At 63.8% G+C, this 7,907-nt stretch carries 11 protein-coding genes; 3 read left to right on the forward strand and 8 right to left on the reverse strand.

The features are described from left to right. A partial coding sequence (locus VLT15_08115) for a hypothetical protein (GenBank protein ID HSR45179.1) occupies window positions 1–327 on the reverse strand: 327 nt, incomplete at its 3' end. Window positions 328–573: 246 nt separating this feature from the next. Between VLT15_08115 and VLT15_08120 the strand changes: the two genes are divergently transcribed. Then, on the forward strand, window positions 574–1,545 hold the full coding sequence (locus tag VLT15_08120; GenBank protein ID HSR45180.1) for a TIGR03557 family F420-dependent LLM class oxidoreductase: 972 nt from the start codon (window positions 574–576) through the stop codon (window positions 1,543–1,545). A 46-nt stretch (window positions 1,546–1,591) separates the two neighbouring features. Further along, window positions 1,592–2,011 (forward strand): hypothetical protein, encoded by a 420-nt coding sequence (locus VLT15_08125; protein ID HSR45181.1) that lies wholly within the window; start codon window positions 1,592–1,594, stop codon window positions 2,009–2,011. Here VLT15_08125 and VLT15_08130 read toward each other — a convergent pair. Beyond that, window positions 2,008–2,679: a hypothetical protein gene (locus tag VLT15_08130; GenBank protein HSR45182.1), complete on the reverse strand. Its 672-nt coding sequence runs from the start codon at window positions 2,677–2,679 to the stop codon at window positions 2,008–2,010. The genes VLT15_08125 and VLT15_08130 overlap by 4 nt on opposite strands. A gap of 63 nt (window positions 2,680–2,742) precedes the next feature. Between VLT15_08130 and VLT15_08135 the strand changes: the two genes are divergently transcribed. After that, on the forward strand, window positions 2,743–3,510 hold the full coding sequence (locus VLT15_08135) for a sulfite exporter TauE/SafE family protein (protein HSR45183.1): 768 nt from the start codon (window positions 2,743–2,745) through the stop codon (window positions 3,508–3,510). Here the strand turns inward: VLT15_08135 and VLT15_08140 are convergent. From VLT15_08140 to VLT15_08165, 6 genes are read right to left on the reverse strand one after another with little or no spacing between them, the layout of a single operon-like run. Continuing rightward, complete coding sequence (locus tag VLT15_08140; protein HSR45184.1) at window positions 3,501–4,022, reverse strand: metal-dependent hydrolase; 522 nt, start codon at window positions 4,020–4,022, stop codon at window positions 3,501–3,503. The two genes, VLT15_08135 and VLT15_08140, sit on opposite strands and share 10 nt — an antisense overlap. Then, window positions 4,019–4,432, reverse strand: coding sequence for a ribonuclease HI family protein (locus VLT15_08145; protein HSR45185.1), 414 nt, complete (start codon window positions 4,430–4,432; stop codon window positions 4,019–4,021). Before VLT15_08145 ends, VLT15_08140 begins: the two co-directional genes overlap by 4 nt. Beyond that, the gene (locus VLT15_08150) at window positions 4,429–5,139 is read right to left on the reverse strand and encodes a C4-type zinc ribbon domain-containing protein (GenBank protein ID HSR45186.1); all 711 of its coding nucleotides are present in this window, start codon (window positions 5,137–5,139) and stop codon (window positions 4,429–4,431) included. The genes VLT15_08145 and VLT15_08150 overlap by 4 nt, the downstream gene beginning before the upstream one ends. Next, entirely contained in the window at window positions 5,136–6,218 is a 1,083-nt protein-coding gene (locus VLT15_08155) for a Nif3-like dinuclear metal center hexameric protein (GenBank protein ID HSR45187.1), read from the reverse strand. The genes VLT15_08150 and VLT15_08155 overlap by 4 nt, the downstream gene beginning before the upstream one ends. Before the next feature lie 25 nt (window positions 6,219–6,243). Further along, window positions 6,244–7,494 (reverse strand): MgtC/SapB family protein, encoded by a 1,251-nt coding sequence (locus VLT15_08160; protein ID HSR45188.1) that lies wholly within the window; start codon window positions 7,492–7,494, stop codon window positions 6,244–6,246. Between the two features lie 9 nt (window positions 7,495–7,503). Further along, window positions 7,504–7,866, reverse strand: coding sequence for a hypothetical protein (locus VLT15_08165; protein ID HSR45189.1), 363 nt, complete (start codon window positions 7,864–7,866; stop codon window positions 7,504–7,506). Window positions 7,867–7,907 lie beyond the last annotated feature (41 nt).

The raw sequence follows: 7,907 nt of genomic DNA on the forward strand, positions 1-7,907 counted from the left end.
CACTGCTCCGGTTCCATCGAGTCGCAGGAGAAACTCGGGGATCGTCTCGCCATCGGGTCCGGCGGCCACGAGGCTGATGAAGCCCGACCAGAGCTTGTAATTCTTGAGCGTGGTCGCCTCGAGCGCTCGCCGGGTGTCCTCGGTGACCATCGCCTTGAGATCATCGAACCAGGCCTGGCCCAGGTCGTAATCCGTCAGGTCATCCCAATCAAAGGCCATGAGCGTCAACAACAGATCGGTAGCCGGATGCGAAGCGACTTCGACTTCCAGGCCCTTTGGAGCCGGTCGGGTGAGGTCTCTGATCTTGGGGGGGTTTGTAACAGTCATTGTGTGTGCGTCTTTCGTGATCTAGTTCGATGATATTCGAACAGCACGATCTTGTCAACAACTTTCTCGAACAATCTTGACATGCTTCGCATATTGCCGCATTTTGTCGATCTGAACCCGTATACGAAGACGAAACCCGTTTCCGATCGAGGGAACTCGATAGGCGACACGTTCAGATGAGACCTCTGCACCGTGTACCGTTGAGCCAACCGCGACGCCAGACCCCGAGCGCGGGAAGGAGAGACCATGACCCGCTTTGCCTACTTCTGCGGTCACGAGCAATGGCATCCCGAGCAACTCGTTGAGCACGCCCGCCTGGCCGAGGCGGCCGGCTTCGACATGGTCATGGTGTCCGAACACTTCCACCCGTGGGTCGACGACCACTCGGCATCCGGGTTCGCGTTCTCGACCATCGGGGCCATGGCCGAGGCAACCGAGCGAATAGAGTTCACAACCGCAGTCACGACTCCCCTGTTTCGCTTCCACCCGGCGATCGTGGCGCAGGCTGCTGCGACACTCGACCGTTTGTCCGGCGGGCGATTCAACCTCGGAGTCGGGACCGGAGAGAACCTCAACGAAGGTCCACTCGGTTATCCGTTCCCCAACTACGCCGAGCGCGCGGCGCGCATGAGAGAGGCTCTCCAGATCATGAGATGCCTGCTCGACGGGGAGAAGCTGACTTTCGACGGCGAGTTCTACTCGACCGACAGGGCCAAGCTATACAGCCCACCGCTTCACCGTGTTCCGATCTTTCTGGCGGCCGGCGGGCCGAAGTCCGCGACGCTCGCCGCCGAGCTCGCCGACGGGGTGATCACATCCGTGAAGGACCCCGACGAGACCAAGGCGAACGTCATCGAACCGCTCAAACTTGCTGCGCGAGATGCAAGAACGGTGCTGGCGACGCGCTGGACGCTGCACGCTCGCGATGAGGATGAGGCCTGGGAAGTCCTGCGACCCTGGCGAGGACTGCGGGCGCCCGGCCGGTTGGAGGCGGTCGATCCGGCCGACCTGCGCGAGCGGGCCGATCTCATGCCCCGTGAGGACGTCATCGGCCGCTACAAACTCGCGTACGAACCGGCCGAGATCATTGCTTCCTATCTGCCGCTGGTGGAGGAAGTCAAAGCGGACGTGGTCACGTTTCAGATGGCCTCGCGTGATCAAGAAGGCCTGATCGAACTCCTCGGCAGGGAAGTCCTGCCCGAGCTGCGCGCACGGTGATTCCACCCGCGCAACTATCCTTGCGGCGAAACGGAAAAGAGGTGCGATGAAGGACAAAGGCGAGATCCTCATAGATGTCCGCGATCCCAGCTACGGCGCCTTCGCGGAGAGCTTCATGGGCGCGACCGGTCACCCCACGTCGGTATGCCACGGTCCCGGTGAGTCTCACCCGTGCCCGGTTCTCGAAGGAGCTCATTGCGAGCACCTCGAGGATGCACACGGTGTCGTGTTTCAGTTCGACCTCGACGACCCGGTTATCCGGGAGGTGCTGCAGAAGTACAAAGAGATCGTCCCCCTGGAGATTCCGGTCCGGGTCGTCGTCACAGACGAGCAGCGCAAGAAGTACGAGGACCTTCTGGACGGGTTCGAAGTCTGGGGCCGGGAACCGACGGTCGCCGACCTCGATGGATTCGCGGCCGAAGTCGAAGCGGCAGACTATGCCGCAGAGGCCGGGACGGACTCCTAGCCCGACAGCAGCTCGAGCAAGCCCTCCAGGGCATTCTTGACGCGCTCGCTGTTGCGCCGCTCGACCTGGCGCAGGTAGGCGGCTTCGATGCTCGCCACCTCATCCTTGATCATGGCCACCACGGCCGGATCTGTGGTTCGCCGGATGAGAGACTCCAACGCGGAGGCAAAAGGGCCGCCGAATGTGGCCAGGAGATCCACCTGCCAGCCGTATTCGGTCGAACGGACGAACCATTCGGCACCGGCAGGCGCCGTCTGAAAGGCCACCGGATAGGAGACGAACTCGATCTCGCGCACCCGCTGAGGGATCGAAGTGCGGAACTCTATGTCCTCGATCGATTCCCCTACGAGCTCCGGGAAGCCTTCTATGAACGACATCCAGAAGTTTTCGGCAACTTCGACGGGCACCCCGAGGTCCAGCATCGAGGCGAGTTCCTCGGTTCCTCCCCCCTCGAGCGCCACGATGATGGCGAGCTGACTGTCCGAGGTGAGACGCCGGATCGCTTCCACGTCCTTTCGCATCAACGCCGCCACCATTTGATCGACCGCCAACTCGGGGCGTTCGGGAAGCACAGGGTGAGTCGTAGTCGTCGTGACGGCCGCCGGATCGGATCCACAGGCGGCGACGACCACGGCAACCAGGAGCACGACGGCGATTGATCGATTCACGAACCGACACCCTAGCCGGGCGGCGAGCCCCCCTACACTGCGCATCCCCTAGCAAGGACTGTCGTGCGAATCGGCCTGCTGGCTGCTCTTCTCGGCCTGATCGCCGGTCTGACCGGTGGCCTGTTCGGCATAGGCGGAGGGCTGGTTGCCGTGCCGGGCCTGGTCCTCCTATTCAAGATGGCTCAACATCGTGCCCACGCGACGTCGGTGACCGCCATCGTTCCCATTGCAGCTGCTGCCGTCGTACCGTTCGCGCTCGACAGTTCTATCGATTGGGCGACCGCAGGATCTCTGGTGATAGGTGCCATCGCAGGTGCGTTCCTCGGCGCCTGGTTGATGGGACGGGTCGACGAGGTCACGCTGGCCCGGGCGTTTCTCCTGATCACGGTCGTGGCGGGCTTGCGACTTCTGATGCTCTCAGAGGTCGACCCCGGTGCCATCCTCACCCCGACCGGCCCGCTCGGCACGCTGCTGTTGATACTGACCGGATTGGCCGCGGGCGTGCTCGCCGCGCTGCTGGGAGTCGGCGGAGGCGTTGTCTTCGTTCCTGCACTCGTGGTGCTGTTCGGGCTCGAACAGCACCTGGCCCAGGGAACCTCCCTGGCAGCGATCGTGCCGACCACCCTCGTTGCCTCACTCCGCCATGCCCGGCGCGGAAGGGTGGACTGGATGCTGGCCGCCGCCGTCGCATTGGGCGGAATCGCCGGCGGGCTACTCGGCGCGGAACTGGCTTTGGACCTGGCCCCCGAACTGCTGCGCAGGCTTTTCGTCGGTCTACTGATGATCGTTTCGATCCGAATGGCCGCCAAGACCCGCAGAGCTCAGACCTGAATCGTTCCCGACTTCCACAGTGCCGAACGACGGGCTGGATCCCCGAGTTCCGCCTTTCGCCACAGATACAGCAGATACAGGAGGCCGGCGATCTCCTGAACGAGCCGCCACGGATCGGACACGACCCGATCCAGGAAACCGGTCCAATAGAAATCCGGTCCCGGCGGGAAACCCCACCCGAACGCAGGCCACAGGAAGGTCTCCTTGACCGCCCACATGGCATCCAGGGCGAGATGGAACAGAGCCCCCACCGCCAGCGCCATCATTCTCTTGCGCCGGACACCGCGCCGGGTCATCAGCAGCACGATCACCATGAGCAGCGAAGCGAACAGCAGCGAGTGCCCGAATATCTGACCCGACGCGAAGGTGTCGGCGAAGAAGATCGTTCCGATCGGCTTGTCGAGGAGATCCGGGAGTACCGATCCGAGCGCCAGGAAGCGAAGATCGACGTCCGGATCCCTGAATACGTAGCGAAAGGCCAGGATCGTCCCGCCGACGTGCCAGAAGATCACGGCCGATCGAGTGCCTCGTTGGCAAGACCGTCGGCTCGCGTGTTGGCTTCGCGTCGCACGTGTTCGAAGTCAACACTCGGCAACGCTTCGACCAGCCTCCGGACCTCTTCATAGAGCGGTTTGAGATTGGGCGCCTTCACCCTGTATTGCCCGTCGAGTTGTCGAACCAGGAGTTGAGAGTCTGCACGGACGAGCACATCGTCGGGGTCGAACATTCCGACGAGTTCCAGTCCGGCGATCACGGCTTTGTACTCCGCAACGTTGTTCGTCGTGTGACCGATCGGCTCGCTGATACTGGCGACCTCCTCGAGACCTTCCGGGGCCTCGAAGTAGATGGCGGCTCCAATAGAAGACGGGCCGGGATTCCCGCGCGAAGCACCATCCGTGTAGATGACGAATCTCCTGCTCATAGAACGAGGATTCGACGGCAGTGCAGGCACAGGGGTGGATCCTCTGCGGCCACTTCGAGTTGTTCGGCGGCCGAGAGCGCCAGATGGCATCCGCCGCATACGCCGTCGACGAGGCGGCTTATCGCCACTCCCTGCTTGGCAGCGCGCAGACGTTCGTACATGTCGAGGAAATCGGGCGGGATAAGGGGAACGATCTCCGCCTTGCTGGCTTCCCGCCTGGCGAGTTCGGCATCGATCTTCTTCCACGCCTGCGCAACCTCAGCCTCCAACCCGGCCTCGACTGCTTTCAACTCTTCGTGTCGGGCACCGGCCGCGCCGGCTCGCTTCTCCAGGCCTTCGCGTGCGTCGATCAACCCGAGCACGAGATCCTCCATCTCGCTTTGCTTCGCACGCAGGGAAACCACTTCGTTGCGCATGTTCTCGGTCTCCCGAGCGCTCATACCGCCTGCGAAGAGTCGCTTCTCTTCACGTCCCAGCTTCTCCTCGAGGATCTCCAGCTCACCCTCGGCCTTGTCCAGATCACGCGAGGCCAGTTTCAGCTCGGCATCGAGTTTCTCGAACTCGCCTCTGGCCGCCACCGTCGCCCCGTGGGCGGTCTTGTAGCCGTCGAGTATCGGCAGAGTTCCTCTGTTGTGGAGAAGCCGGTCGATGTCGAGATCCACATCCTGAAGATCGAGCAAATCACCGAAACTCTGCAAATCTTTCATCGACGTCCCCATGGGTTGGTGTTCAGTTTTGTGAGATCTCTCGCCTCGACCGCCAAGTCTGCCACTGCAGCGTACAGCCGATCCATACCGGGGCGCTCGGTTGGGGCATGTCCCGCATCGATGACGGCAATACCCCTGTCCAGGGCGTCGACCGCCTGGTGATGAGCGACGTCGCCGGTGACGATGACATCGGCACCAACGGCGGCCGCAGCCCCGATGAGGCCGCCACCCGACCCCGGAACGACGGCGACGACCGAAACCGGCCCGTCCTGGTCGCCCGCAATCCGAACCATGCCCGAGTCCAGCTTCGATTCGACGATCCGGGCCAGCGATGCCAGATCGACCGGCTCGGCCAGCGTGCCGACTCGGCCCACGAAGCCTTCATTGGAACGGGCGGACAGCAGGTCGTAGGCAGGCTCCTCATAGGGGTGGGCTGCGACGAGCGCGGCGATCACGGCGTCAGCACGGGCGGCCGATACCGCCATTTCCAGACGAACCTCGGGTTCCTCGTTCAGCACGCCTCTGGCGCCCGCCCAGGGTGAAGTGCGGCTCGAAGGATTGAACGTTCCGACACCCTCGGACCTGTATGAGCAACCGTGGTAGCGACCGATTCTTCCGGCACCCGCCGCAGACATCGCAGAGAAGACCTCATCCACACCGGCCGGCGGAACGAAAGTGACGATCTTGACGCCGGCCGGGCCTTCCAGAGGGCCGAAACCGCGCCCCGATCCGACGCCCACCGATTCGGCAAGTGCATCGGCGGCGCCGCCGGCTGCGACGTCGAAAGCAGTGTGGACGACCGCCAGGTCGACGCCCGCCCTCGCCAGCCGCAGCGCACGTCCACCGGGTGAGGTGCCTGCGATCAAGGCAGTGGTGGGGCGAAACAGGAGCGGGTGGTAGGTCACGAGCAGGTCGGGCGGATCGGCGACCACCCGGTCAACGACGACCTCGGTCACCTCGTGGCACACCGCCACACTCTTCACCTCGGCCGCCGGATCTCCTATCTGCAGTCCGACCGGATCCCATCGGGCCGCCTTGCCCTCCGGCACGAGGGACGAGAGGAGTTCGTGCACTTGCATCGGGCGGAATAGTACCCGTGCCCGTCTACAGCACCAGCCAGACCGCCACGGCGCCGCCTGCAGCCGCACCCAGGACGCCGATCACCGTTCGCAACGACTTGCGATCGCCCACCCCTGCGACCAGGGAGGCCTTGACCAGCGTATTGGTGGCAACCGCCAGGAGAACCGCGCGGGCCCCGTCGGCTGCCCCGAGGCCGTCGTTCACGAGGTTGGCCATGGACAGGTTGATCGCGTCGACATCGTTGATACCCGACAATGCGCCCACCACGTTGAGCGCGGACGCCGAGAACCGGTCGAGGAGCAGCTTGGCGATGAAGACGACCCCTGCATACAGGGCCCCGAATTGAAGAGCCACCGACAGAGTCAGCGGATTCTTGATCTCGATTGAATCCACGGAGCCTGCCTCTCGGCTGGACCGTATCCACGCCCAGACCGACGCGGACAGCACGAAGAGGCCGAGGCCGATGAGCGGTGCAGCAAGGCTCTCCGCCATGGCCGGCGCGACGACGAAGGCGAGGGCGAGCACGCGGAAATACATGAGGCCGGAGGCGCCGAGGATCCCGGCCTGAAGGGAGTGGCGAAGGGCCGGCTCACCCCGCGACATCCGGGAGAACCCGAGAGTCACCGCCGTGGACGAGATCAGCCCTCCGACCAGGCCGGTAAACACGAGTCCTCCACTGCCCTTGATACGCATGGCCAGGTAACCGGCCAGGCCGACCGCGGAGACGAGAACGACCATGAGCCAGATCTCCCGGGGATTGAACGCATCGAAGGGCCCGAATGAATCATCCGGCAGGAGCGGGAGGATTATGGCGGTGATCACGCCGAACTGAACCGCAGCCCTGACATCCTCGTCGGAGAATCTCCCGGCCATCCTGTGCAACGGGGCCTTGGCCCAGAGCAGAGTTATGGTCCCAACCGTCAAAGCCAGCGCAACCACTATCTCGTCGGCCCACACCAGAGCACCCACACCGAAACTGATCACGGAAGCGGCTTCGGTGGTCGTACCCCAGTCGCCGGTGGCCCTGAACGTGAAGACGTACGACACGATGATGAGAGCGAGCGCCGCGACCGCCCAGAACAGCCACGCAACAGGACCGTATTCTTCGGCGGCGAACCCGCCCAGCGCGCCGAGGATGGCATAGAGAGCGAACGTCCGCGCGCCGGCATACTCGTCGGGATCGCCGTCGTGGGCGGTCTGCCGCTCGAGCCCGATGACGGCGCCCAAGCCTGCCGCCACGAGAAACGCAGTGATCATCGCTCCGGTGCCGTCCATCGTTCGAAACTACTCCTCCGTCCGGGAGTTGAGTCGTCCGAGGGATTCGGGAAGGTCGGACCACGAGATGATCATGGGATCCGCTATTGCCCGTCTGATCTTCCTCCGGCCCCGCTCATCTCCGCCGGTGAACAGAACGGGAATCCGGCGCCCCTCCGGATCATCGCCCAGTGCCAGGGCCACATCGCGAGCGCGGTTCGGCGCAGCCTCCAGTGAGATGACCACCGCCAACGGAGGATGCTCGAGGGCCATCGCCACGGCACGCACCCCGTCGTCGGACTCGGTGATGACGTCCCAGCCCATCTGCTCGAGCTCGGCCGCCATTCCGATGACCTCAGACCAGTTCCAATGGAGCAGCAACACCGGGGCCATGGCCGAAGGGTAACGGGAGCCGGAGACCGCCGGCTAGTTGA

Source organism: Acidimicrobiia bacterium (genome assembly GCA_035471805.1).
Lineage (GTDB): Bacteria > Actinomycetota > Acidimicrobiia > Spongiisociales > JAHEDJ01 > JAHEDJ01.